This is a genomic window from Streptomyces sp. NPDC101227 (assembly GCF_044767545.1).
Taxonomy (GTDB): Bacteria; Actinomycetota; Actinomycetes; order Streptomycetales; family Streptomycetaceae; genus Streptomyces.
The window spans coordinates 121,217-145,815 of sequence record NZ_JBIWOD010000003.1 but is presented as its reverse complement, the minus strand read 5'-3'; the positions used below and the strand labels follow the sequence as shown (position 1 = coordinate 145,815).

At 71.8% G+C, this 24,599-nt stretch carries 21 protein-coding genes and 1 pseudogene; 10 read left to right on the top strand and 12 right to left on the bottom strand.

Annotated elements, in window-relative coordinates:
* Window positions 1–14: 14 nt before the first annotated feature.
* From ACIRPT_RS07485 to iolC, 8 genes are all read right to left on the bottom strand, one after another.
* Complete coding sequence (locus ACIRPT_RS07485) at window positions 15–875, bottom strand: ABC transporter permease (RefSeq protein ID WP_403823708.1); 861 nt, start codon at window positions 873–875, stop codon at window positions 15–17.
* Window positions 872–3,580: an alpha/beta fold hydrolase gene (locus ACIRPT_RS07480; RefSeq protein WP_403823705.1), complete on the bottom strand. Its 2,709-nt coding sequence runs from the start codon at window positions 3,578–3,580 to the stop codon at window positions 872–874. The genes ACIRPT_RS07485 and ACIRPT_RS07480 overlap by 4 nt, the downstream gene beginning before the upstream one ends.
* 147 nt (window positions 3,581–3,727) lie before the next feature.
* A complete protein-coding gene (locus tag ACIRPT_RS07475) occupies window positions 3,728–4,870 on the bottom strand; it encodes a hypothetical protein (RefSeq protein ID WP_403823703.1) in 1,143 nt (380 codons plus the stop codon).
* A 147-nt stretch (window positions 4,871–5,017) separates the two neighbouring features.
* The gene (locus ACIRPT_RS07470; RefSeq protein WP_403823700.1) at window positions 5,018–6,511 is read right to left on the bottom strand and encodes a CoA-acylating methylmalonate-semialdehyde dehydrogenase; all 1,494 of its coding nucleotides are present in this window, start codon (window positions 6,509–6,511) and stop codon (window positions 5,018–5,020) included.
* Between the two features lie 37 nt (window positions 6,512–6,548).
* Window positions 6,549–8,432 (bottom strand): 3D-(3,5/4)-trihydroxycyclohexane-1,2-dione acylhydrolase (decyclizing), encoded by a 1,884-nt coding sequence (gene iolD, locus ACIRPT_RS07465; protein WP_403823697.1) that lies wholly within the window; start codon window positions 8,430–8,432, stop codon window positions 6,549–6,551.
* Window positions 8,429–9,361: a 5-deoxy-glucuronate isomerase gene (gene iolB / locus ACIRPT_RS07460; protein ID WP_403823695.1), complete on the bottom strand. Its 933-nt coding sequence runs from the start codon at window positions 9,359–9,361 to the stop codon at window positions 8,429–8,431. Before iolB ends, iolD begins: the two co-directional genes overlap by 4 nt.
* 57 nt (window positions 9,362–9,418) lie before the next feature.
* On the bottom strand, window positions 9,419–10,306 hold the full coding sequence (locus tag ACIRPT_RS07455; RefSeq protein WP_403823692.1) for a deoxyribose-phosphate aldolase: 888 nt from the start codon (window positions 10,304–10,306) through the stop codon (window positions 9,419–9,421).
* 67 nt (window positions 10,307–10,373) lie between these two features.
* Window positions 10,374–11,369 (bottom strand): 5-dehydro-2-deoxygluconokinase, encoded by a 996-nt coding sequence (gene iolC, locus ACIRPT_RS07450; RefSeq protein WP_403823690.1) that lies wholly within the window; start codon window positions 11,367–11,369, stop codon window positions 10,374–10,376.
* A gap of 357 nt (window positions 11,370–11,726) precedes the next feature.
* On the opposite strand from iolC, the gene ACIRPT_RS07445 reads away from it, so the two are divergent.
* The 6 genes from ACIRPT_RS07445 to ACIRPT_RS07420 all read left to right on the top strand — a co-directional run bounded on the left by ACIRPT_RS07445 (window position 11,727) and on the right by ACIRPT_RS07420 (window position 17,291).
* On the top strand, window positions 11,727–12,647 hold the full coding sequence (locus ACIRPT_RS07445) for a sugar phosphate isomerase/epimerase family protein (protein ID WP_403823688.1): 921 nt from the start codon (window positions 11,727–11,729) through the stop codon (window positions 12,645–12,647).
* Between the two features lie 114 nt (window positions 12,648–12,761).
* Entirely contained in the window at window positions 12,762–13,781 is a 1,020-nt protein-coding gene (locus ACIRPT_RS07440) for a Gfo/Idh/MocA family protein (protein WP_403824603.1), read from the top strand.
* A gap of 2 nt (window positions 13,782–13,783) precedes the next feature.
* A complete protein-coding gene (locus tag ACIRPT_RS07435; RefSeq protein ID WP_403823685.1) occupies window positions 13,784–15,193 on the top strand; it encodes a sugar porter family MFS transporter in 1,410 nt (469 codons plus the stop codon).
* A 260-nt stretch (window positions 15,194–15,453) separates the two neighbouring features.
* Entirely contained in the window at window positions 15,454–15,819 is a 366-nt protein-coding gene (locus tag ACIRPT_RS07430) for a peptidoglycan-binding protein (protein WP_403823682.1), read from the top strand.
* A 288-nt stretch (window positions 15,820–16,107) separates the two neighbouring features.
* Window positions 16,108–16,314: a helix-turn-helix transcriptional regulator gene (locus ACIRPT_RS07425; RefSeq protein WP_403506298.1), complete on the top strand. Its 207-nt coding sequence runs from the start codon at window positions 16,108–16,110 to the stop codon at window positions 16,312–16,314.
* 203 nt (window positions 16,315–16,517) lie between these two features.
* The gene (locus ACIRPT_RS07420) at window positions 16,518–17,291 is read left to right on the top strand and encodes a hypothetical protein (protein WP_403823679.1); all 774 of its coding nucleotides are present in this window, start codon (window positions 16,518–16,520) and stop codon (window positions 17,289–17,291) included.
* Here ACIRPT_RS07420 and ACIRPT_RS07415 read toward each other — a convergent pair.
* On the bottom strand, window positions 17,288–18,331 hold the full coding sequence (locus ACIRPT_RS07415; protein ID WP_403823676.1) for a LacI family DNA-binding transcriptional regulator: 1,044 nt from the start codon (window positions 18,329–18,331) through the stop codon (window positions 17,288–17,290). The genes ACIRPT_RS07420 and ACIRPT_RS07415 overlap by 4 nt on opposite strands.
* A gap of 425 nt (window positions 18,332–18,756) precedes the next feature.
* On the opposite strand from ACIRPT_RS07415, the gene ACIRPT_RS07410 reads away from it, so the two are divergent.
* Together ACIRPT_RS07410 and ACIRPT_RS07405 are read left to right on the top strand one after the other, a co-directional pair.
* Entirely contained in the window at window positions 18,757–19,821 is a 1,065-nt protein-coding gene (locus ACIRPT_RS07410) for a Gfo/Idh/MocA family oxidoreductase (protein WP_403823673.1), read from the top strand.
* The gene (locus ACIRPT_RS07405; RefSeq protein ID WP_403823670.1) at window positions 19,818–20,591 is read left to right on the top strand and encodes a sulfite exporter TauE/SafE family protein; all 774 of its coding nucleotides are present in this window, start codon (window positions 19,818–19,820) and stop codon (window positions 20,589–20,591) included. The genes ACIRPT_RS07410 and ACIRPT_RS07405 overlap by 4 nt, the downstream gene beginning before the upstream one ends.
* Here ACIRPT_RS07405 and ACIRPT_RS07400 read toward each other — a convergent pair.
* Together ACIRPT_RS07400 and ACIRPT_RS07395 are read right to left on the bottom strand one after the other, a co-directional pair.
* Window positions 20,572–21,162 carry a GNAT family N-acetyltransferase gene (locus tag ACIRPT_RS07400; protein WP_403823667.1) on the bottom strand — a complete coding sequence of 197 codons (591 nt, stop codon included), beginning with the start codon at window positions 21,160–21,162 and terminating at the stop codon, window positions 20,572–20,574. The genes ACIRPT_RS07405 and ACIRPT_RS07400 overlap by 20 nt on opposite strands.
* A 40-nt stretch (window positions 21,163–21,202) precedes the next feature.
* Complete coding sequence (locus tag ACIRPT_RS07395) at window positions 21,203–21,934, bottom strand: DedA family protein (protein ID WP_403823664.1); 732 nt, start codon at window positions 21,932–21,934, stop codon at window positions 21,203–21,205.
* Window positions 21,935–22,191: 257 nt separating this feature from the next.
* On the opposite strand from ACIRPT_RS07395, the gene ACIRPT_RS07390 reads away from it, so the two are divergent.
* Both ACIRPT_RS07390 and ACIRPT_RS07385 read left to right on the top strand, forming a co-directional pair.
* A complete protein-coding gene (locus ACIRPT_RS07390; protein WP_403823661.1) occupies window positions 22,192–22,509 on the top strand; it encodes a heavy-metal-associated domain-containing protein in 318 nt (105 codons plus the stop codon).
* Window positions 22,510–22,678: 169 nt separating this feature from the next.
* Window positions 22,679–22,789: pseudogene (locus ACIRPT_RS07385) on the top strand (cation-transporting P-type ATPase); the annotation flags it as partial.
* A 453-nt stretch (window positions 22,790–23,242) separates the two neighbouring features.
* Here ACIRPT_RS07385 and ACIRPT_RS07380 read toward each other — a convergent pair.
* Entirely contained in the window at window positions 23,243–24,532 is a 1,290-nt protein-coding gene (locus ACIRPT_RS07380) for a citrate synthase (protein ID WP_403823658.1), read from the bottom strand.
* Window positions 24,533–24,599 lie beyond the last annotated feature (67 nt).

Here is a 24,599-nt window from a genome sequence, read left to right as displayed (position 1 = left end):
TCTACGGCACGTTCCTACGACACCACGTCCTTGCGCGCGAACCCCCGGAACGCCGCCGCCACCAGTACCAGCGCATACGCCACCGAGACGGACGCCCCCTGCACCATCCCCGACCACTCCATCTGCGGCTGCAGGGCATCGGCCCAGGAGTACTGCCAGTGGGCGGGCAGCACCTCGCGCCAGGCACCCAGCGCGGTGACCTGGTCGAGGACATTGCCGACGATGGTCAGTCCGACGGCGCCGCCGACCGCGCCCAGCGGCGCATCGGTCACCGTCGACAGCCAGAAGGCGAGGGCCGCGGTGACCAGCTGGCTGACGAAGACATAGCCGACCACGACCGCCAGCCGCGGCACCGCATCCGCCGCCGGCAGGGCCCCGCCGGTGGGCAGTTGGAACGGACCCCAGCCGTACGCGGCGGTGCCCACCCCGAGCGCGACCAGCGGCAGCAGCACCATCGCGGCGGCGCTGAACACCAGCCCGATGGTGAGCTTGCTCAGCAGCAGCCGGGCACGCGGGACCGGCGCGGCGAGCAGATAGCGCAGCGAGGACCAGCTCGCCTCGGAGGCGACGGTGTCGCCGCAGAACAGCGCCACCGGGACGACGAGGAGGAAGCCCGCCGAGACGAACAGGACGGTGGCGGCGAAGTTTCCGCCGGAGGCGGTGGCGGCGTCCATCGGGGAGATCCGGCCGTTGCCGCGGCTTTCCGGGTCGCCGCCGATCGCGAAGGCCGCGACCAGCACGAACGGCAGGAGCGTCAGGATCGCGGCGATCACCAGCGTACGGCGGCGGCGCAGCTGACGACGGGCCTCGACCCGTAGCGGGAGGGTGTGGCGCGCACGGTAGCCGGGCGCCGCAGCCGTGGGCGTCGCGGTCATGGGGCGTCGTCTCCGATCAGGGTGAGGAAGGCGTCCTCCAGGCGGCGGTGCGGGCCGATGCGGTTCACCGGGATCTCCAGCTCGAGGAGGCCGGCGAGGAGCGCGGGGGTGCCGTCCGGGTCGGTGAGACGGATCAGCAGGCCCTCGTCGGCGTGGACGGCGGAGGCTACGCCGGGCAGCGCCGCGGCCTTCTCCACCAGGGCGTCGGCGAGCGGCAGGGGCCCCGCGACGCCGACCAGCAGGGTGTCCCCGGAGCCGATGATCTCGGCGACCGGCCCGGCCTGGACGAGCCGCCCGCGGTCCATGACGACCAGATGCGTACAGCTCTGCTCGACCTCGGACAGCAAGTGGCTGGAGACGATGACGGTGCGGCCGGCCGCGGCGTAACGGATCATCACGTCGCGCATCTCGCGGATCTGCGGCGGGTCCAGGCCGTTGGTGGGCTCGTCGAGGATCAGCAGATCCGGCAGGCCCAGCATGGCCTGGGCGATGGCCAGGCGCTGCCGCATGCCCTGGGAGTAGGTGCGCACCGCGCGTTGCAGGGCGTCGCCGAGGCCGGCGATCTCCAGCGCCTCGTCGAGGCGGGCGTCGGCGGCGGGGCGGCCGGTGGCCTGCCAGTACAGCTCGAGGTTGGCGCGGCCGGAGAGATGCGGCAGGAAGCCGGCGCCCTCGACGAACGCGCCGACCCGGGAGAGCACCGGCGCACCGGGCCGGATGGCCTGCCCGAAGACCCTTATCTCGCCGGCGTCGGGGCGGATCAGGCCCATCAGCATCCGCAGCGTGGTGGTCTTGCCCGCGCCGTTGGGCCCCAGCAGGCCCAGGACCTGGCCCTTCTCGACGCGGAGGGACAGGTCCCGTACGGCATATCGGTCGGTGGACCCGGCGTAGCGCTTGCTCAGGCCGCCGATCTCCAGCGGGACATCGGCGAGCGCCGGGTCGGGGGCGGGCGCGGCGGTCCGGCGGCGGGCGGTGAGCAGCAGCAGCGCGGCGAGGACGGCGGCCGCGGCGGGCAGCGCCCAGGTCCAGGCGGGCAGGGGCGCGGCGGCGCTGCGTACCTGGGGTGCGGTGGGCACGCGGAGCGCACTCTCGAGGGAGACGGTGTAGGTGGCGGGCCGGGTGGGTGAGGCGTAGCCGAGGTCGGTGGCGGCCAGCACCAGCCGCATCCGGTGCCCGGCCGCGAACTCGTGGTCCACGGCGGGCAGCTGGAGGCGCACGGCCCTGCCGTCCCGGGCGTCCCGGACGCGGTACGGGGTGACGAGCTGGGACGGCAGCACCTGGCGGCGGCCGTCGGGGGCCACGTCGTAGACCTTGGCGAAGAACACCGCGTCCGGTGCGGTGGACCGCACCCGGACGGTGGCGCTGGGGCTGCCGGTGAGGTGGACGGGGGCCGGCAGCGGCTTCGAGTCGAAGCGGGCGTACTGGCCGGGGAAGTCGAGGGAGAATCCGGCGCCCGCGGCGGACAGGCCGCCGAGCGAGCCGATGCCGGGCACGGTGGAGATGGCGGGCGGCCCGGCGCCGGCCGGGTTGGCGAAGCGCTGGGTGCGGGTGGCCAGCCGGACGCGCTCGGGGTCGTTGTCCAGGCCGGGGTAGCGGTCGCCGCTCGCGCCGCGCAGCCGCAGGGTCCCGTTGGTGGAGTCCACGCCTCCGCTGCGGCTGATGCGGAACGCGGGCCCGGTGTCGGCGCTCTTGTCGCCCTTCAGATAGCGGTCGAACCAGGCCTTCGTACGGGCCGCGATCCGCGCGGCCTCGCGGTCGCCGCCGTCGTGCCCGCCGGCGATCCAGTCGACGTCCACCGGCGCGCCGTTCTTGCGGATCGCCTTCGCCATCGCGTCGGCCTGGCCGAGCGGGAAGAGGGAGTCCTGGCGGCCCTGGGTGATCAGGGTCGGCACCTTGATGCGGCCGGCCACGGCGGAGGGGCTGCGGTCGGCGAGGAGTTGGCGGGCGGCGGCATCCGGCTTGCCCGCGACGGCGACCCGCTCGTACATCGCGCACAGTTCCGCTTCGAACTTCCCGCAGCCGCCGGACGCTCCGGCTGCCGCGCCGGGTGCGGCCGGCGTGCCGGTGGAGGCGCCGGCCGCGCCCGTGGTGAAGAAGATCCCGGCCCACAGCTTCTTGAACACACCGTTGGGGAAGAGGGCGTCGGCGAGGTTCCAGTAGGTGATCGCCGGGGCGATCGCGTCCACCCGCCGGTCGTATCCGGCCGCGAGCAGGGAGATCGCGCCGCCGTACGAGGCCCCGGCGACGCCGACCCGGGGATCGCCTGCCTTGTCGAGCCGGACCTCGGGCCGCTTCGCCAGCCAGTCGATCAGCCGGCTGACGTCGTCGACCTCGTGATCCGGGGCGTTCAGCCCGATCTTCCCGGTGGACTTGCCGAAGCCGCGGGCCGACCAGGTCATCACCGCATAGCCGTCCCGGGCCAGTTGCTCGGCCTGCGCGCGGACATCGGCCTTGCTGCCGCCGAAGCCGTGGCCCAGCAGGACCGCGGGGCGACGGCCGGACGAGGAGCCCGCCGTGAAAAAGGAGGTGTCGATCCGCACCTCCTTCGACCCGCCGCCCGGCCGGCCGTGCACCGTCAGGAAGCGGTCCTCGCGGTGCACCGCGGGCGCGGCGCCGGGGGACGCGGCCGCCCAGGTGCCGCCTCCTATGAGGACGGCCAGGGCGCCCGCGGCCGCGTACAGACGCCGCCCGCGCAGTCGAAGATCCATGGTCAAATCCTAGGCACGGGCCCGTCGCGGCGCCCCGTCCCCCGGGCGGAACCCCTTGCCCTCCCAGAGAAGTAGACAGGTCGGGGCCCGTACCGCGGCTGCGGTACGGGCCCCGTGCGCCGGGCGAGGCGGTCGTCCCCGGACGGCTCAGAACTGCGGCGGGCCGAATCCTCCCTGGGGCGGCGGGCCCTGGGGCGGCGGTGGCATCTGCGGGGCCTGCTGTGGCATCGGCGGGCCGGGCGGCGGGGCCATCGGCGGGCCGGGCGGCTGCCAGCCGGCCGGGGGCGGGCCCTGGGGACCGGGCGGCATGAAGCCGGGGGCGGCGAACTGCGGGACCTGGGCGGGCGGGTACCAGGCGTGGGCGACGGGCTCGCCGCGACCCATCATGGCGAGCAGGGCCAGCGAGCCGAGCAGGTCCAGCAGGAGCTGGACGTGGTTGAGGACGTCCATCCCCGGCATCTCGTCGCTGAACTTGAACAGCCTGTCATGGCTCGCCATCGCGATGACGGACAGCAGGGCGCCGGGGAACAGCACGATGCCCAGGCCGATACCGAGGCCGCGGGCGGCGCTGCCCCGCATCAGGCTGTTGAGGGCGGCCACCGCGGTCAGCAGGAGGAAGACGATGGAGGCCCAGCCGCCGGCCAGGGCCGTCAGGGAGGTGAGCGTTCCCCGGCCGAGGTAGAGCGGGGTGAAGAAGTCGCCTTCGAACTGCACGACCACATAGATGTGCCAGATGACGTAGCACAGCGCCATCGCGCCCAGCAGCAGGCCGCCGACCGTGCCCGCCGCCTTGAGCGGGCGCTTGGGCGGGTCGCTGGGCCGTTGACGGGGCCATTCGCGCATCCCGCACAGCAGCACGAACCCCGCGATGACGGCGAACAGGAGCAGCCACAGACCGCTGATGAAGACGCCCTCGAACGTCGACGAGTTGTTGTCGGCGTTGACGAACCAGCGGTCGTCGCTGGTGTGCTGGCCGACGCTGATCAGCACCTGTACGGCGGTGGCGAAGGTGAGGGTGGTGGCGACGGCGAGCAGGCCGCCGGCCGACCGCTGCCCGGCGAAGGCCGCGAAGGCCGCCGTCAGCTGCAGGACGGCGAGGCCGAGCTGAAGGGGATTGGTGACCTGGTCCCTGCCGGGGGCGTGCTGGGCGGTCCAGGCGTCCCAGAGGCCGTCGATGCCGAATTGGCCGAGGTCGACGACGAGCCAGGTGGCGGTCCACAGGAAGAACAGCAGGCAGAAGATCCCGCCGGTGATACGGGCGCCCTTGGCGAGCGCCATGGACCGTTGCATGCGGTTCCCCCAGGTGTGTCGGTGTCCTGCCGGGCGAGCGCGGCAGCAAGGGAGCACGGTAGCAACGCGCCCGTCCGCGCCGCGACGCGGCGGACCCCCTGCCGGTGACGGGCCGGCAGGGGGGTCCGGGCGGAGCCGGGGGATCCGTCAGTGGTTGCTGGGGAAGCCGAGGTTGATGCCGCCGTCGGACGGGTCGGGCCAGCGGGTGGTGACGACCTTGCCGCGGGTGTAGAAGTGCACGCCGTCGTTGCCGTAGATGTGGTGGTCGCCGAAGAGCGAGTCCTTCCAGCCGCCGAAGGAGTGGTAGCCGACGGGGACCGGGATCGGGACGTTGACGCCGACCATGCCGGCCTCGACCTCCAGCTGGAAGCGGCGGGCCGCGCCGCCGTCCCGGGTGAAGATCGCGGTGCCGTTGCCCCACGGCGAGTTGTTCATCAGAGCGATGGCCTCGTCGTAGGTCCCGACGCGGACCACGGACAGCACCGGGCCGAAGATCTCGTCGCGGTAGGCGTCCATCTCGGGCGTGACGTTGTCCAGCAGCGAGACGCCGATCCAGTGGCCGTCCTCGTAGCCCTGGACGGTGTAGCCCGTGCCGTCGATGACGACATCCGCGCCCTGGGCCGCGGCACCGGAGACGTACGAGGCGACCTTGTCGCGGTGGACCTTGGTGATCAGCGGGCCCATCTCGGAGGCCGGGTCGTCGCCGGGGCCGATGCGCAGCTTGTCGGCGCGCTCCTTGATCTTGCCGATCAGCGGGTCGGCGGTGTCACCGACCGCGACGACGACGGAGATCGCCATGCAGCGCTCGCCCGCCGAGCCGTACGCGGCGTTGATCGCGGAGTCCGCGGCCAGATCGAGGTCGGCGTCCGGGAGGACCAGCATGTGGTTCTTGGCGCCGCCCAGCGCCTGGACGCGCTTGCCGTTGGCGGTGCCGGTGGTGTGGATGTAGCGGGCGATGGGGGTGGAGCCGACGAAGGAGACCGCGGCGATGTCCGGGTGCTCCAGGATGGCGTCGACGGCCACCTTGTCGCCGTTGACGATGTTCAGCACGCCGTCGGGCAGGCCCGCCTCGGCGGCCAGCTCGGCCAGCTTGAAGGCGGCGCTGGGCACCTTCTCGCTCGGCTTGAGGATGAAGGCGTTGCCGCAGGCGATGGCGAGCGGGAACATCCACATCGGCACCATGGCGGGGAAGTTGAACGGCGTGATGCCGGCGACGACTCCGAGGGACTGGCGGATGGCGGCCACGTCCACCCGCGTCGACACCTGGGTGGACAGCTCGCCCTTGAGCTTCTCCGGGATACCGCAGGCCAGCTCGACGATCTCCAGGCCGCGGGCGACCTCGCCGAGCGCGTCGGAGTGCACCTTGCCGTGCTCGGCGGTGATCAGGGCGGCGATCTCGTCGCGGTGCGCGTCGATCAGCTCGCGGTACTTGAAGAGCACCGAGGTGCGCTTGGCCAGGGAGCTGGTGCCCCAGGTCTTGAACGCTTCCTTGGCGGCCGCGACGGCAGCGTCGACCTCGTCCACGGAAGCGAAGGCGACCTGCTTCTCCTGGGCGCCGGTGGCCGGGTTGTAGACCGGACCGTAGTTGCCCGAGACGCCCTCGACGGGCTTGCCGCCGATCCAGTGGTTGATGGTCTTCATGTGGAGGGCCTTTCGTACGTGAAGCGGCGAGCGGATGTCAGAGGTGGCGACGGCGGCCGGCGGCGTGGCGGTCGTACGCCGCGCGGGCGGCGACCGCCGCCGGACGCGTCGCGGTCTCGGCAACGGGTACATCCCACCAGGCCTGGGCCTCGGGTGCGCCCGGCACAGTGTCGGCCGTTTCGGTCTCGACATAGACACATGTGGGCCGGTTCGCGCCACGCGCCTCGGCCAGCGCGGCGCGCAGCTCGGCGACCGTGGCGGCGCGGATGACGTGCATGCCGAGCGAGGCGGCGTTCGCGGCGAGATCCACGGGCAGCGGCGCGCCGGTGTACGTGCCGTCCTTGGCGCGGAAGCGGTACGCCGTGCCGAAGCGCTCGCCGCCCGTCTGCTCCGACAGCCCGCCGATGGACGCATAGCCGTGGTTCTGGATGAGGACGATATTGATGTTGATGCCCTCCTGGACCGCGGTGACGATCTCGGTGGGGTTCATCAGATATGTACCGTCGCCGACGAGCGCCCACACCGGGCGATCCGGCGCGGCGAGCCGGACGCCGAGGGCGGCGGGGATCTCATAGCCCATGCAGGAGTAGCCGTATTCGAGGTGATACTGCCGACGGGACCGGGCACGCCAGAGTTTGTGCAGGTCACCGGGGAGGGACCCGGCGGCGTTGATCACGATGTCGGTGTCGTCGACGAGGGCGTCCAGGGCGCCGAGGACCTGCGTCTGGGACGGCCGTACGGAGGCGTCCGCGGCGCCGTACGCGGCGTCCACGCGGCGCTCCCAGGCCTCCTTCGCCGCGCCGTAGCCCGCCTCGTACTTCTCCTCGACGCGGTGGCCGGAAAGCGCCCGGGTGAGGGCCTCGAGTCCGGCGCGGGCGTCGGCCACCAGGGAGGTGGCGCCGAGCTTGTGGGAGTCGAAGGAGGCGATGTTGAGGTTGAGGAAGCGGACCCCGGGGGCGGCGAAGAGGGTGGCGGAGGCGGTGGTGAAGTCGGTGAGGCGGGTGCCGACGCCGATGACCAGGTCGGCCTCGCGGGCCAGGGCGTCGGCGGTGGCGGTGCCGGTGTGGCCGATGCCGCCGACGTCGGCGGGGTGGTCGTGGCGCAGCGAGCCCTTGCCGGCCTGGGTGGAGGCGACGGGGATGCCGGTGGCGTCGGCGAAGTCGCGCAGCGCGTCCTCGGCCTCGCTGTGGTGGACTCCGCCGCCCGCGATCAGCAGGGGGCGCCGGGCCTCCCGGATGGCGTGCACCGCCTCGGCGAGGGCGCCGGTGTCGGGGGCGGGCCGGGTGACGCGCCAGACCCGGTCGGCGAAGAACTCCTCCGGCCAGTCGTACGCCTCGGCCTGGACGTCCTGCGGCAGGGCGAGGGTGACCGCGCCGGTCTCCACCGGGTCGGCGAGGACCCGCATGGCCTGGAGGGCGGCGGGGATCAGCGCTTCGGGGCGGGTGACCCGGTCGAAGTAGCGGGAGACCGGGCGCAGCGCGTCGTTGACGGACACATCGCCCGCGTAGGGGACTTCGAGCTGCTGGAGGACGGGGTCGGCGGGGCGGGTCGCGAAGATGTCGCCGGGCAGCAGCAGGACGGGCAGGCGGTTGACGGTGGCGAGGGCGGCGCCGGTGACGAGGTTGGTGGCGCCGGGCCCGATGGAGGTCGTCACGGCCTGCGCGGAGAGCCGGTCGCGCTGGCGGGCGTAGCCCACGGCGGCGTGCACCATGGCCTGTTCGTTGCGGCCCTGGAGGTAGGGGAGCGCGTCGCCGGATTCCAGGAGGGCCTGGCCGATGCCGGCGACGTTGCCATGGCCGAAGATGCCCCAGCAGGCGTTGATCAGCCGGTGCTGCCGGCCGTCCCGCTCGGTGTACTGGTGGGCGAGGAACTCGACCAGGGCCTGAGCGACCGTGCGGCGGCGTGTCGTCGGAGCGTTCATCGGGCGTCTCCTGCGGGTGCTTCGTAGAGGGGGAGGCGGGGGTCGACGCGCTGGTCGGGCCAGGTGTCGCGGATCCAGCCGTGGTCGGGGTGGTCGCAGATCAGCCACTCGCGCGTCTCGCCGGGCCCGGCCATGACGTTGAGGTAGTACATGGCGTGCCCGGGGGTGGCGATGGAGGGGCCGTGCCAGCCGTCGGGGATCAGGACGGCGTCGCCGCTGCGGACCTCGGCGAGGACGTCGGTGCCGCGGCCGCGGCCCGACGGTGTGACGCGCTGATAGCCGACGCCCTCCTTGCCGTGGGCGGCCGCGATCTCGTAGTAGTAGATCTCCTCGAGCTCCGACTCCTGGCCCGGGCGGCATTCGTCGTGCTTGTGCGGCGGGTAGGAGGACCAGTTGCCGCCGGGGGTGAGCACTTCCACCGCGATGAGCCGGTCGCACGCGAATGTCCCCGCGGCGCCGAAGTTGTTGACCTGGCGGGAGCAGTTGCCGGTGCCGCGCAGTTCCACGGGGACGGCGGAGGCGGGCCCGTAACGTGCCGGCAGGCGGCGTTCGCAGCGGGCGCCGGTGAGCGCGAAGCGGCCGCCCGCCCCGCTGGCGATCCGCACCTGCGTATCGCGGGGCACATACGCGAAGTCGGTGACGCCGCTGAACACGCTTTCCCGGCCAGCCAGTTCAAAGGTCCCGTCGGTGTCCGTGCCCGTGTCCGTGTCCGTGTCCGTGTCCGTGACGACCGTGCAGCCGCCGGACAGCGGCAGCACGATCCACTCGCTGTCGCCGGTGGCGAAGGAGTGGTGGCCGCCGGGCGGCAGGTCCAGGATCCGCAGCGAGGAATACCCCCAGCCGGCCCGCTGCGGATCGACGTCCAGGGCGTACGGGCCGTTGGCCGCGCGCCCCGCCTCGAGATGGAAATCCGTGAACTCGTCGCTCATGACTGCAAGTCTCCTCCTCGCCACTGACAGTTACCCGAAACCCGCCCCGACCAGCCGCTACAGCAGCCCGACGGCGGTGTCGACGGCCGCCGCCACATCCCCGTCGGCCGGGTAGAGCAGCGAGCGGCCCACGACCAGCCCCTGCACGGTCGGCAGCCGCAGCGCCTTGCGCCACTTCTCGTACGCGGCCTCCTGGTCCTGCACGGTGCGGCCGATGTCGCCGCCCAGCAGGACGGTGGGCAGCGTCGAGGTCTCGCAGACCCGGGCCATCGCTTCGGGGTCGTCGGTGACCGGGAGCTTGAGCCAGGTGTAGGCGGAGGTGCCGCCGAGGCCGGAGGCGATGGCGACGGACTTGGTGACCGCCTCGGGGCTCAGGTCGTTGCGGACCACGCCGTCGAGGCGGTGGGAGAGGAACGGCTCGACGAAGGTGGGCAGTTCCAGCGCGGCCATCGCGTCGATGGCGCGGGCGGTGGACTCCAGGGTGGTCAGCGAGCCGGGGTCGCTGTAGTCGATGCGCAGCAGCAGCTTGCCGGCGTCGAATCGCAGCCGGGCCAGATCCTCGGGACGGTGCCCCGTGAAGCGGTCGTCCATCTCGAAAGCGGCGCCCGAGATGCCGCCGCGGTTCATCGACCCCATCACGACCTTGCCCTCGAGGGCGCCGAGGAGCAGCAGGTCCTCGAGGATGTCGGCGGTGCCGAGGACGCCGTCCACGCCGGGCCGCGAGAGCGCGAGGACGAGGCGTTCGAGCAGGTCGAGGCGGTTGGCCATGGCGAGCCGCCGGTCGCCGACGGCGAGCGCGCCGCGGGCGGGGTGGTCGGCGGCGACGATCATCAGCCGGCCGCTGTCGCCGAGGAGCGGGCGGCGGGTGCGGCGGGCGGCGGCCTCCGCTACGGCTTCGGGGTGCCGGGCCCGCAGCGCCGGGAGGTCGCTGATCCGAGGAGTCAAGGCTCAACTCACCTTCTTGAGTGCACATGTGGACGGGGTGGCCGCGGGGCGGGCGCGGCCGCGGGGGTCATCTCCCGGCGAGGAACGCGTCGACCTCGTCGGCCGTCGGCATCGCGGAGGAGCAGGCGAGGCGGGAGGCGACGATGGCGCCGGCCGCGTTGGCGTAGCGCATCATCGGCTCCAGGTCCCACCCGGCCAGCAGCCCGTGACAGAGCGCGCCGCCGAAGGAGTCGCCGGCTCCCAGGCCGTTGACGACCTCGACGGGCGTGGGCGGGACCTCGGCGGTGCGCCCGTCCCGGTGGACGGCCAGCACGCCCTTGGGGCCCTGCTTGATGACGGCCAGCTCCACGCCGCCCTCCAGCAGCGCCTCGGCGCAGGCCTTGGGGTCGCGCAGCCCGGTGGCGACCTCGGCCTCGTCGAGATTGCCGACGGCCACGGTGGCGTGCCGCAGGGCGGCTTCGTAGTACGGGCGGGCGGCGGCCATCGCCGCGGCGCCGCTCGCGCCGCCGTCCCCGGAGGCGCCGCCCTCGCCGCCCCAGAACATCGGCCGCCAGTCGAGGTCGAAGACGGTGCGGCCGCCCGCCGCGGCGCGCGCCTGAAGCGCGGCGAGGGTGGTGCCGCGGCTGGGCTCCTCGCACAGCCCCGTACCGGTGATCCAGAAGATCCGGGCCGCCGCGATGGCGTCCAGGTCCAGCTCCTCGGGATGCATGACCAGGTCGGGGGCCTTGGGGCGACGGTAGAAGTAGAGCGGGAAGTCGTCCGGCGGGAAGATCTCGCAGAAGGTGACGGGTGTGGGGTAGGCCTCCACCGGGCTCACCCAGCGGTCGTCGACACCGAAGTCGCGCAGCGCCTGGTGGACGTAGTCGCCGAACGGGTCACGGCCGGTGCGGCTGATGACGGCGCTGCGGCGGCCGAGGCGGGCGGCGGCGACCGCGACGTTGGTGGCGGAGCCGCCCAAGAACTTTCCGAAGGTCTCCACCTGGGCCAGCGGCACGCCGGTCTGCAGGGGGTAAATGTCGACCCCGATGCGGCCCATCGTGATCAGGTCGTACGGCTCGGTCATGAGCGCCCCTTCGGGTCGGCCGGCGCGGCGGGTTGGGCGGTCGGGCTCTGAGGAAAGGTCTAACGGTGAGCATCAGACCCTGTCAACAATTTGTCCTTACATTCTGACGTCAAGGAGCGAGATGGCCGAGATCAGGGCACGGCGAGCGGCTTGCGGTGAACGGGAGACCCGGGAGACACGCCCGGCGCACGCCCCCGGCTCACCTCTGGGCCCACAAAGTCCTTAAGTCCTTATGTCAGGACGAAGTCTTGACACTCCTGAGGACGCCAGAGAGGCTGTGCCCCACACCACCCGACCACCCCCCGACCACCCCAGCGCCTCCCGGTCACCGCCGACCGGCGAGAGGAGAGCCGCAGCATGTCCACACCCCGTGCCGCCTCGCCCGTTCTGGACCGCATCCGCGTCGGTTCCGCCCCCGACTCCTGGGGCGTCTGGTTCCCCGACGACGAGCGGCAGGTCCCCTGGCAGCGCTTCCTGGACGAGGTCGCCGAGGCCGGCTACGAGTGGATCGAACTCGGCCCGTACGGCTATCTGCCCACCGACCCCGCCGTCCTCCGCGACGAGATCGCCCGGCGCGCCCTCAGCGTCTCGGCCGGCACGATCTTCACCTCGCTCCACCACGGCCCCGAGGTCTGGGACAAGACCTGGGCGCATGTCACCGAGGTCGCCACCCTCACCCGGGCGATGGACGCGAAGCACCTCGTCGTCATCCCCTCCTTCTGGCGCGACGACAAGACCGCCGAGGAGCTGGAGCCGCGCGAGCTGACCCCGGAGCAGTGGAAGCACCTGACCACCGGAATGCAGCGGCTCGGCAAGCGGGTACGCGACGAATTCGGCCTCGACATCGTCGTGCACCCGCATGCCGACACCCACATCGACACCGAGGAACACGTCGCGCGCTTCCTGGACGGCACCGACTCCGACCTGGTCAACCTCTGCCTGGACACCGGCCATTACGCGTACTGCGGCGGCGACAGCGTCAAGCTGATCCGCACCTACGGTGAGCGGATCGGCTACCTCCACCTCAAGCAGGTGGACCCGGACATCCTCGCCGACGTCGTCGCCAAGGGCACGCCCTTCGGGCCGGCCGTCCAGCAGGGCGTGATGTGCGAGCCGCCGCTCGGCGTGCCCGCGCTGCCGCCCGTCCTGGAGGCCGCCCAGGAACTCGACGTCGACCTCTTCGCCATCGTCGAGCAGGACATGTACCCCTGCCCGCCCGACCAGCCCTTCCCGATCGCCGAGCGCACCCGGCGCTTCCTGCGGTCCTGCGGCGCCTGAGCCGCGACGCCCCGTCCGCGCGCTCCGCATGCACGACGCGTGCGGCGGGTGCGGCGGGTGAACCCGCGAAACACCTGAAGCCCGTAAGAACTTGAGGACGACATGACGGACGACATGACTTCGTACGGAACTCTGGGAGTGGCGGTCATCGGCACCGGCCGGATGGGCGCCGACCACGTACGCCGCATCGATGAAGTGATCAGCGGCGCCCGGGTGGCGGCCGTGGCCGACCTCGACGCCGACCGGGTCAAGCATCTCGCCGACGGCATCGAGGGGTGTACCGCCTACACCGACCCCGCCGCCGCCATGGCCGACCCCGCCGTGGACGCCGTACTGATCGCCTCCCCCGGCCCGGCCCATGAGGCGGCGCTGCTCGACGCCTTCGCCCGCGATCTGCCCGTCCTGTGCGAGAAGCCGCTGACCCCGGACCCGGCCTCCGCGCTGCGTGTCGTCCAGGCCGAGCAGGCGCTGGGCCACCGCCGCGTCCAGGTCGGCTTCATGCGCCGCTACGACGCCGACTACCGGACCCTCAAGTCCCTGCTGGACAAGGGCGCATACGGCCGCCCGCTGATGCTGCACAACAAGCACCGCAACGCCGACACCCCGCCCGGCTTCACCAACGCGATGATGATCCACGACTCCGTGGTGCACGAGATCGATGTGACCCGCTGGCTGCTGGACGAGGAGATCACCGCGGTGCGCGTGCTGCGCCCGACGCCCTCCGGCAACGCCCCCGAGGGGCTCGGCGACCCACAGCTGATCCTCTTCGAGACGGCCGGCGGCCAGGTCGTCGACACCGAACTCTTCGTCAACTGCGGCTTCGGCTACCAGGTCAGCTGCGAGGCGGTCTGCGAGAGCGGCACCGCCAGGATCGGCGACGATCACGGCGTGTTCACCAACACCGCGGGCCATTGGGGCGGCACCATCACCCCCGGCTTCGTGGAGCGCTTCGAGGAGGCGTACGACCGGCAGGTGCAGCTGTGGGTCAACGCCACCCGGCGCGGCGAGGTCGAGGGCCCCAGCTGCTGGGACGGCTATGCGGCGGCCGCGGTGTGCGCGGCGGGCGTGCGCGCCCAGGAGACCGGCGAGCGCGTGGCCGTGGAACTCGTCGAGCGGCCGGCGCTGTACCGCTGACGATGACGATACCGACCCGCCAGGTGGCGTCCGCCGGGCCGCGCCCAGGCGCCCCGGCCCGCAACGCCAAGCGCTTTCTCGTCGGCATCGCTGCCATAGCCGCCCTCGGCGGCGCCCTCTTCGGCTACGACACCGGAGTCGTCTCCGGCGCCCTCCCCTTCATGGAGCGGCACTTCGGCCTCAGCTCCCTGGGCGAGGGCATCATCACCAGCGCGCTGCTGATCGGCGCCGCCTTCGGCTCGCTGGCCGGCGGCCGGATGTCCGATGCGCTCGGGCGGCGCAACTCCCTGCTGTGGGCGGGCGCGGTGTTCATCGCCGGGGCGCTGGCCGTCGCGCTCGCGCCCACCGTGCCCGTCATGGCCGTGGCCCGCTTCGTCCTCGGCCTCGCCGTCGGCAGCGCCTCCGTCATCACCCCGCTGTATCTGTCGGAGATCGCGCCGCCGGGCATCCGCGGCCGGCTGGTCTCCTTCAACTCCCTGATGATCGTCAGCGGCCAGCTGCTCGCCTACCTCGTCAACGCGGTCCTCGCGCACTGGGAGGCCTGGCGCTGGATGCTGGGCCTGGCCGCGCTGCCCGCGGTGGCCCTGTTCGCCGGCCTGTTCTTCCTGCCGGACACCCCGCGCTGGTACATCAGCAAGGGCCGGCGCGACCAGGCGGCCGGGGTGCTGCGCCGTACGCTGCCCGCCGGCGACATCGCCGACGAGCTGGCCCGGATCGACCAGGCCCGCAGCCTGGAGGCCGATGCCCGGCGGGGCGCCTGGCAGGAACTCCGCACCCCCTGGGTACGGCGGCTCCTCCTGGTCGGCGTAGGGCTGGCGGTCGTCCAGCAGATCACCGGCGTCAACGCGGTCATCTATTTCGCGCCCAAGATCCTCGCCGCCACCGGCCTGGGCACGAGCGCCGCGATCACCGCCACCATCGCCGTCGGCGCGATCTCCGTGCTCGCCACCGCGATCGGCATGTCCCTGATCGACCGGGTGGGCCGCCGCCCCATGCTGATCACCGGCCTGGCCGGCATGGCGCTGGCGCTCGCCCTGCTCGGCGCGGCCTTCCGGCTCCCCCATTCGCCCGCCGTCAGCTATCTCGTCCTCGGCCTGATGGTCCTCTACATGGCCTTTATGCAGGCCACTTTGAACACCGGCGTCTGGCTGCTGCTCGCCGAAATGTTCCCGCTCAGGGTCCGCGGACTGGCCATGGGCAGCGCGGTGTTCGTGATGTGGCTGGTCAATTTCGCGGTCGCGCTGGCGTTCCCGGTGCTGCTCGACGCGGTCGGCGCGGGCACCACGTTCTGGTGCTTCGGGGCGATGTGCGTGCTGTCCCTGCTCTTCTGCAAGCGGTACGCGCCGGAGACCAAGGGGCTGGCCCTGGAGGACCTGGAGGCGGAGCTGCGGAAAGCCGCGACGGCCCGCTGACCACTGATCCTTTTCCTCACGGGGAACCGTCGGCGCCCGCGTCTGCGTCGGAACGGGTGGAATCGCCCTCATATGGATCAAGCGGATCGGCGGGGCTGCCGAAAGGATCGGCAAGGCCGAGCGGATCCCTTGAGATGGGCTGCATTTCAGTGCGTTGCATTGCGTTGTATTGCCTTGGACTGCACCGCGCTGAAATGGACTGCGCCGCACTGCATCCAGCGGGGGCTGCACCACTTCCAACGGGGGAAACGATGGAATCAGTGAATGCCCGAACAATGCGTCGTACCACCACACGCGCGGCCGTTCTGACCGCGGCCGCGGGTCTGCTGGCCGCCGGACTTCTCACCGGTCCGGCCTCCGCAGCCGCGCCCGCCGCCGCGCCGACCGGGACCATGGCGGCCTGTGCGTACTACAGCGGCACCGCGCTCACCGTCTACGGTCAGCGCGGCGCCCGCGTGTCGCAGGTGCAGTGCCTGCTGGCGAACCGCCGTTACCTCCCCTGGGGCGACGTCACGGGGAACTTCGGCCCCAAGACCCGCGCCGCGGTGAAGAAGTTCCAGTCGCGCCACCACCTGACCGCCGACGGCAAGGTCGGCAAGAAGACGTGGCGGGCGCTCTACTCCTGATCCACATCACACCCGAGCGGCGGGCCGCCCCGGTCAGGGGCGGGGGCGGCCCGCCGCCCCTTGCGTCACACCGCCCTCGCGCCACACCACCCTTGTGTCACAGCCGTCCCGTCTCCGTCACGGCTGTCACCGTTGCGCGGGTCTTCCGTCACAGCCGTTCAACAGCCCCTCCCCGCCGCTCACTGACTGTCGTTGTCCGGGCACAGGCTGAGTGTTGTTCAAGCCGTACGCAGCCCCCCGCCGGCTTCCGGGCCGACCCTGCAGACGGCGCCAAGGAGGTGCGCAGAGATGACCGACCGAAGGCTCTGGTCGTACAAGGAGATCGCCGCACATATCCAGGTGCAGCCGGACACCGTGCGCTCGTACCGCAAGCACGGGCTGCTGCCGGAGCCGGATCTGGTGGAGGGCGGCAAACCGTACTGGTTCGCCGATACGGTCAGAGCCTGGGTGGCGCGCCGGCCCGGCCACCGGGGCCGGCGCGAACGGGCACAGTGAACCGCCCCTGCCACCATCTGCGGTGACGGCGGGTCCGACACGGATCCGCGACTCGTGGGCCCCGTCCGGCGCGGGGCCCACAGTCATGGGCGCCGCGCCTGGCGCCGAACCTCCACGCGGTGCCGTGGTACGCCTGGCGCACCACGGCGCGCAGCCGGTGAACTCCGTACCGGCAGGCCACCGTTGGCCGGGGCTCCGGCAGGATGAAGCGATCTCGCGCATGGCACAAGAACGAGACGCAGACCATCGAGGCCCGGGGCAAGGGCCTCGTCGCCGCCCTCGCGGGTGACGAGGCGACCGCCCGTCGGCACACCGACTTCTTTGTCTTCGGCCGCTGGGTCGACGAGGGGATCCCCTACTGGGACCGGGCGGCCGAGGCGGGCGACGCCTTCTCCGCATACACCCTCGCCCGCTACCGCAAGATCCGCGGTGACCGCCCGGAGGCCGAGCGGCTCTACCGCCTCGCCGCCGACCGCCACTCCGGCTGTGCGTACGGTCTGGCCGTACCGCTCCGGGAGAACGGCGACCCGGAGGCGGCCAGTTGGTTCCGAGCGGGCTGGGACATGGGCCGTCTCGACTGCAAGATCGAGCTGGGCAAGCTCCTCGCGGCCGGGGGAAAACCGGCCGAGGCGGCCGAGTTCCTGATGGCGTGGACATCGGGGACATCGCGGTCTTCGACTGGGTGCAGCTCTTCGAGCGCATACGCAAGGACTTCGACCGGACCGCGGAGGAGCTCGATGCGGCGTAGGCGACCGAGGACGGCGACGCCGCGCGGGAGGCGCTGGCGCCGCTGCGGGAGATGGACCGGACACCCCGGTCACCGAGTCCGGTCGGTGACCGAGTCCGGCTGGTCAGCGGCTCCGGGCGGTCAGCGGGTCCGGACAAGTCACGGCCGGCCAAGGTGGAATGTCCGCTCGCGGGATGCTCTCTGGTGGGATGGCTTCTGGTGGGATGCCCTCTGGCGGGATGGCTGCTAAGGGAGCGGTGCCGCGGAGCCGCGGATCTCCAGGGAGGGGACGACCAGCCGGCGGTCGGCGGGCCGGTCGGGGCGCTCCATCCGGTCCAGCAGGCACTGCGCGGCCCGGCGTCCGACGTCGTAACTCGCGTTGTTGACCGTGCTCAGCCACAGGTGCCGAATGCGGGCGAGGTAGGTGTTGTCGCAGCCGATGAGGGAGAGGTCGCGCGGCACCTCGAGGCCCAGCTCCTGCGCCGCCGACAGCACGCCGACGGCGGCGATGTCGTTGAATGCGAAGACGGCGGTGGGCCGTTCGCGGTCCCCTGCTGTCCGGCCGCCGAGCATCCGCACGGCCGCCCGGTAGCCGCCCTCCTCGGTGGCGTCGCTCGGCTCGACCGTCATCTCCGCGCCGAGCCCGTGCGCGCGCATCGCCGCCTCGAACCCGCGTTGCCGCAGCTCGCCGACGCTGCCGCGGCCGGCGATATGGGCGATCCGGCGGTGGCCGAGGCCGATGAGGTGCTCGGTGGCCAGCCGGGCGCCGCGCTCGTCGTCGTTGGCGACGGTGTCCACCCGCGGCAGCCGCGGATCGTGGCTGCCCGCGACCACGGTCGGCAGCCGCTCGGCCACCTCGGCGAGCGCGCCGGTGTCTGGCAGGGTGCCCACCGCGACCAGCCCGTCCACCCGCAGCTCCAGGAACGCGCGGGTGAAGTCCTCGCCGGTACGGCGGCCCAGCCTGCTGTCGGCCATCAGCATGCGCAGGCCATGGGCGTGCAGTACGGAGTTCAGGCCGTCGAGCAGTTCGACGAACCAGGGGTTGCGCATGTCGTTCAGCAGCACGCCCACGGTGTGGGTACGGCGCGCCACCAGGCTGCGGGCGGCGGCGTTGGGCCGGTAGCCGAGCTCATCGATCGCGTCGAGGACGGCCTGCCGCTTGGCGTCGCTGACCCGCGGTGAGCCCTGGAGGACGAGGGAGACCAGGGATTTGGAGACCCCGGCGCGCTCGGCCACGCCACGGATCGTCGGGGGCCGGTCCACGGGGGGTCTCGAATTGGACCGTTCCATGAGCGAGATCCTTCCATCGGGCCACGGCGACGTCAACGCCCGTCGTGACGTCGTCCCGTTGCCCCGTTGCCCCGTTGCCCCTTCAACCCCATTGCCTCCTTGCCGGTTGCCCTTCGCCTCGTTCCCCGCTGGCTCCGCACGCAAGGGTTGACATGCGGATGACCGGACATGCAGGGTGCCAGGGCGGTCAGATGTTGGACCGTTCCAACGCTTGATACTCGACGCGGTTGCCGGATGCCGGTGTCTGATGTCGGACGCCGGTGCCGGACGCTCGTGCCGGACGCCGGATGCCGGAAGCCGGAAGATGCCCGCCGCATTGATGGCCATCACCTCGGGCCCCGGAAACTCCCTCCCCCTCCTCCCCCTCCTCCCCCTCCTCCCTCTTCCCCCTGTCTCCCGAAAGCTCCCTGGAAAGGAACCGACGCATGAAGATCGGGCTGATCGGCACCGGGCGCATCGGCGCGTTCCACGCCGCGACCCTGCAGAACGTCCCCGGCGTCACCGACCTCGTGGTCGCGGACGTGGACACCGCGCGCGCCGCCTCGCTGGCGGCGTCGCTCGGCGTACGGGCCGCCGCGGGCATCGAGGAGATGTACGCGGACGGGCTGGACGGCGTGGTGATCACCGCCGCGACCAGCGCGCACGCCGCGCTCATCCATCAGGCGCTGGACGCGGGGGTGCCGGTGTTCTGCGAGAAGCCGGTGGCGCTGGACGTGCGCGGCACCATCGGCGTGGTGGAGCGGGCGGAGGCCGGGACCGTGCCCGTACAGATCGGTTTCCAGCGGCGCTTCGACGCGGGCTACCGCACCGCCCGCGAGGCGCTGCGCTCCGGCGAGCTGGGCTGGCTGCACACCCTGCGCGCCTGCACCAGCGATCAGACGCCGCCGCCGGCCGGCTACATCCCCACGTCCGGCGGGCTGTTCCGGGACTGCAGCATCCATGACTTCGACATCCTGCGCTGGCTGACCGGCCGCGAGGTGATCTCGGTCTACGCGCAGGGTTCCAACCGCGGCGCCTCCTTGTTCGCCGACGGCGATGACGTCGATACCTGCGCGGCGCTGCTGCGATTCGACGACGACACCCTGGCCACCGTCACCGCGACCCGCTACAACGGCGCGGGCCACGACGTCCGGCTGGAGGTCTGCGGCTCCGAGGGCGCCCGCTTCGTGGGTCTGGACGACCGCGCGCCGCTGCCGTCGGCGGAGGCGAAGCTGTCGTGGCAGCGGTCGGCCGCCCCGTACGCCACATTCATGGAGCGCTTCCACGACGCGTACGTCACCGAGCTGGGCGTCTTCGCCGAGGTCGCGGCGGGCCGGGCGGCGAACCCGTGCTCGCCGGCCGAGGCGCTGGAGGCGCTGTATGTCGCCGAGGCGTGCGACCGCTCCCGCCGGACCGGCGAGCCGGTCGCCGTCGCGGACATCCGCGCCACCGCCGGCCGGGCGGCCGGCGCGGCCGCGGGCGGCAACGGCGGTACGGCGCCGGGCGCGTGACCGATCCCGGCGTCATAGGCCTGGGCGTGCTGGTGCTCGCCGCGCTGCTGGTGGGGGTCTCCAAGACTGCCATCAGTGGCGTGGGAGCGCTCAGCGTCGCGCTGTTCGCCGCCGTACTGCCCGCCAAGGAATCCACCGGCGCGCTGCTGCCGCTGCTCCTCGTCGGCGATGTGGTGGCGGTCCGCGCCTACCGTCGGCATGCCGACTGGCCCGCTCTGCTGCGGCTGTTGCCCTCGGTCGCGGCCGGCGTCCTGATCGGCGCCGTATTCGTCGCCCGGACCGATGACGCCGTCGTCCGCCGCACCATCGGCGCGCTGCTGCTGACGATCGTGCTGCACCACCTGTGGCGGCGGACGCGGGAGCGGCGCGCGGTCACGCCGACGGAGGGCGCGAAGGCCGCGCCCGCCCGCCGCCAACGGCGTGCGCAGGCACTGTTCTTCGGTCTGGTCGCCGGTTTCGCCACCATGGTCGCCAACGCCGGCGGCCCGGCCATGTCCCTCTATCTGCTCACCTCCGGCCTGTCCATGCTCGGGTTCCTGGGCACCGGTGCCTGGTTCTTTCTGATCGTCAATCTCTTCAAGCTGCCGTTCAGCCTCGCGCTGGGACTGCTCACGCCTCCCGCCCTGGCGCTGGACGCGGCGCTCGCCCTGGCCGTACTCGTCGGCGCCTTCCTCGGGCGCGCGTGCGTGCACCGCATCGACCAGGCCCTCTTCGAAAAGCTGGTGCTGGCGTTCACCGCCCTTTCCAGTCTCAACCTGCTTCTTCAGTGAGGGAGTTGAGGGATCCATCGGCCTTCAGATCGACCCGCCAGTTGTTGGCCCGCATCCGGTGTCCTTTGGGGTACTCGATTTCGCATTCCTCCCGGAAGCCGAAGCCCGCTTTCCGGCACACGGCGTTGGACGCGTGGTGCTCCACCGAGGGGAAGGCATGCAGATACCGATGCCGCCCCGCGGCTCCGGCCGCGACTATGACCTCCCGCGCCGCGGCCGCCGCGATGCCCCGCCCCTGGTAATCCGGCAGCACGCCCCACCCCGTCTCATACGCCCGCTCGCCCCGCCAGGTCAGCTCCCAGTAGCCGACCGAACCCACCACCGTCTCCTCGGAGCGGCCCGTCCGCCCGCCGCCCTGCGTCTCGTCCCCCGCCGTCAGCAGCACCCGGAACATCCGGCCCGTCCCGTCGAGCCCGAGATACCGCCCGTGCCGGGCGGCCACTTGCGCCTCGGATTCCGGGCCGCCGAGATGCTCGGTCATCTCCGGCGTGTTGAGCCTGTGCAGTAGGTCGATGTCGTGCGCCGTCCACTCCTCGATCCGCACCCGTGGTGCGCCTGTTCCCCACGTCATGCAGTCCACCGTAGGACCTGCCACTGACAATCGGCCGCCACTAGGACAGCGGGCTGCGAGTCCGGCCACCGCGCCCTTCGGGTGGCTCGAAGTCCCTGGTCAGTGCGGTAGTTGAGGTGTGGCGACGACCGGGCCCGGCCGACCCGTTCGCACCCCCTTCGCCTTCTCCGGTGCCTTTGTGCGCCTCGCCCGGCTCCGCCGCTCCACCGCCCTGCGCCGGCATCCGCAGGGCGCGGCGGCGGGCGGCCCACTGGACGCCCGTGCCCGCCGCGGCGATCACGCACGAGACGCCGATGCCGATGCCCGCGGCGTAGAAGGGGTCGCCCGCCGCGGCGCTGCCCATGTAGCCGAGGCCGACCGAATAGGTCGCCCACAACGCCTCGGCGCAGCCCGCGCCGATCACGTATTTGCGCCGGGGGTAGCGCAGGACTCCGGACGCCAGCGCGCCGGCGATCCGTCCGCTGGGCAGGAACCGTACGCCGATCACGAAGGGCAGGCCGTAGCGCTGGATGCGGGCGGAGGTCCACTCCAGCAGCGCCCGGCGGCGCGGCCGGCGTTGCAGCCACTTCCGTACGGGGCCGCCGAACCGTCGCGCAACGAGATACATCAGGACGTCCCCCAGCAGCGCGCTGCCCGCGACGACCAGCAGGATCAGGGGCAGGAACGCATCACCCCGGGCGGCGAGTACTCCGGCCGTGACAAGCAGCGCGGAATTGGGGACCAGCGGTGGCAGGGTGGTGAGCGCCAGCAGGCCGTAGGCGAATACGTCCATCCGGCCGCCTCCTCGGATCCGCCCCGAGTCCGTACCCCAAGGCTGACGCGTGGCGGGGCGCACGGCAACGCGTGGCGCAGCAAGGTTGGATTGATACCCCCTAGGGGTATACAGTTGGAGGCATGGGGAGGCGCCGGCCGCCATCGGCGCCGCTCCCGGCATTTCGGCACCACGTGTTACACACGGAACGCACGAAACGTACGGAACGCACAGCACCTACGGCACACACCGCATACCGGCACCACGAGGAGAAACCCATGACCGCCACGTCTGCCACCTCCGACGCAGCCACCACGTCGAACGGCTCCTGCTGCACCCCCGAGGGCTCCTGCCACTCGGGCGCCGGCGCCGCCCAGGCCGGCGAGGTGACCACCACGTACAAGGTCACCGGCATGACCTGCGGGCACTGCGAGGGTGCCGTCTCGTCCGAGATCTCCGAGATCGCGGGGGTGAGCTCGGTGCAGGCGGTCGCGGCCACCGGACTGGTGACCGTCACCTCCGCCGTCCCGCTCGACGACGAGGCAGTGCGCGCGGCCGTCGACGAGGCCGGCTACGAACTCGTGGGCCTGGCCTGACCCGCACGGCCGGATCCACCGCACAGGCGCAGGTACAGCTCGCGATCAGCGGGTGACCTGCGCCTCGTGCGCTACGGGCGGCCGCGGCGCGGCCGACGGCGTCACGGAGGGCGAGCCGCTGCGGCTGACCGGGGCGCTGGAGCACACCCCGGAGCACCCGGTGGCGCGGGCCATGCCGCCGACGGCGGCCGGTCTACTGAACTCGATGATCGCGGGTGCCGCGATGGCCTTCTCGTCGGTCTCTGTGGTTGCCAACAGGCCCGCGGCTACGAACTTTCACATAGCTCTCACAACTGACACAACACCCATACGCCAGCGCATCGATCCGCAACTCATCCCTCTTGACCACATTCGCCGTTTATGGCAAGAGACCCAGATCACACTGATGGGAACGTAACCATTGAGGGGGGTCGTGAGTCTAACCGGGCAGTGCAAGCACCCCGGCGGCGCTTGCACCGCACAAGCCGTGCAGATCTTGGGGGATCGTGCCCGGCTACGCGTGGCCGGGGCGACGCGCCCGGGGAGCTTTGAGCGGCCCTCCCGAATGTGCGCGTCCCGGCGGATCGCGGTGCAACCCGAAACGCCCGGACGGATCCCGTGGGGGGAATCCGACCCGGGACATGGGAAGCGCCCCGCGCTCTGGACCCGTGGGGGGATCTGGAGGCGGGGCGCTTTTCCTTCTGCGCTCAGCGGCCGTCGGGACGCTCAGCGGCCTGCCGTCAGGGCGCGGCCGTCAGCGCTCCTCGACCGGCACGAAGTCGCGCTCGACGACTCCGGTGTAGATCTGCCGCGGGCGGCCGATACGGGAGCCGGGCTCCTTGATCATCTCGTGCCACTGGGCGATCCAGCCGGGCAGCCGGCCGAGCGCGAAGAGCACCGTGAACATCTCGGTCGGGAAGCCCATGGCCCGGTAGATCAGGCCGGTGTAGAAGTCGACGTTCGGGTAGAGCTTGCGCGAGACGAAGTAGTCGTCGGAGAGCGCGTGCTCCTCCAGCTTGAGGGCGATGTCCAGCAGCTCGTCGGACTTGCCGAGCGCCGAGAGGACGTCGTGCGCCGCCGCCTTGATGATCTTCGCCCGGGGGTCGAAGTTCTTGTAGACGCGGTGCCCGAAGCCCATGAGCTTCACGCCGTCTTCCTTGTTCTTCACCTTGCGGATGAAGGAGTCGACGTCGCCGCCGTCGCGCCGGATGCCCTCGAGCATCTCCAGCACGGACTGGTTGGCGCCGCCGTGCAGGGGGCCCCACAGGGCGTTGATGCCCGCCGAGATCGAGGCGAAGAGGTTCGCCTGCGAGGAGCCGACCAGGCGAACCGTCGAGGTCGAGCAGTTCTGCTCGTGGTCCGCGTGCAGGATCAGCAGCTTGTCCAGGGCGCTGACCACGACCGGGTCGAGCTCGTAGTCGGCGGCGGGCACCGAGAAGGTCATCCGCAGGAAGTTCTCGACATAACCGAGGTCGTTGCTCGGGTAGACGACCGGGTGGCCGACCGACTTCTTGTAGGCGTACGCCGCAATCGTCGGGAGCTTGGCCAGCAGGCGGATCGTGGAGATATGCCGCTGCCGCTCGTCGAACGGGTTGTGACTGTCCTGGTAAAAGGTCGACAGCGCGCTGACGACCGACGACAGCATCGCCATCGGGTGGGCATCCCGGGGGAAGCCGTCGTAGAAACGCTTGACGTCCTCGTGGAGCAGGGTGTGGTACGTGATGTCCTGCTTGAAGCCCGCCAGCTCGTCGACGGTGGGCAACTCGCCGTTGATCAGGAGATACGCGGTCTCGACGAACGTGCTGCGCTCTGCGAGCTGCTCGATCGGGTACCCGCGGTAACGAAGAATTCCCTGTTCACCATCGAGATAGGTGATCGCGGATTTGTATGCCGCGGTGTTGCCGTAACCGGAATCCAGGGTCACCAGACCGGTCTGGGCGCGCAGCTTCGAGATGTCGAAGCCCTTGTCGCCGACACTGCTGTCGACGACCGGGTAGCTGTATTCGCCGTCCCCGTAACGCAGTACTACAGAGTTGTCGCTCACGTCATCCCTCACCGACGTTGTGCCTCTTCTTCGAGGTGCCCTGACTGCCTATACCTTCCCCCATTTG